The following is a 633-nucleotide window of genomic DNA, read 5'->3' as shown; positions in this document are numbered from 1 at the left end:
CATCAGGCCCGACCAGTTACGGGCGGTCGAATCCTCAGTGGAGGAACCGGTGAGCGCCTTGGACAGGCCGTCGAAGCTGTCAGCATCAACGGCGGAGTCACCGAGGATCACGGCTTCACCGAACTTCGCCTGCGCGGCCTTGATCTTCTGCGCGGTCTGCAATGCGACTTCACCGGATGCTGCCGCGCCGATGTTCGCCAGAACACGGTCGATCTGGAAGGAGCCGCCTAGTGGCTTCAGTTCGGTGGTGAACTGCTGGGTGGTGACTTCCTGCGGAACGTACTCGGAGTTGATCGCACGGAACGCAGCGGTTGGTGCGGTGATCAGACGGCGGTAACCGTAGACCAGGGTGTTGCCACCACCGGACGGGTTTACCGCGTCGTCAAAGGTCATCAGGTCAAGGATGGAGTTCGTACGGAACTCGTCAATGACGGCGGTGTCGAGGTCGGTCTGGGCGTTCTGAGACGCCTGTGCGAGGGTTACTGGCATGGGGGTTCAGTCCTTTACTTGGTGCCGTAGTGTCCTGCAGTCGCCTGTTCGAGGCTCATGCTTTTCTTGGTTCGCTGTTCGCCGGACCCGCCGGCTCCATCAGCTGAACTCGAACCCGCCACCCGGACGGACTTGAGCTTGGGG

The 633-nt window shown here is 61.5% G+C and carries 1 protein-coding gene; it reads right to left on the bottom strand.

Going from position 1 to position 633, the window contains the following annotated elements; all coding sequences use genetic code 11:
- Positions 1-489: major capsid protein (locus LC419_RS23465; RefSeq protein ID WP_223609626.1), on the bottom strand; the 489-nt coding region annotated here is incomplete at its 3' end.
- Positions 490-633: the final 144 nt, after the last annotated feature.

The organism is Chryseobacterium sp. OSA05B, from assembly GCF_019970065.1.
In the GTDB taxonomy this organism is placed as follows: domain Bacteria; phylum Bacteroidota; class Bacteroidia; order Flavobacteriales; family Weeksellaceae; genus Chryseobacterium.
Note: the sequence above shows the minus strand (reverse complement) of the source record. Positions and strands in the feature narration are given on the sequence as shown.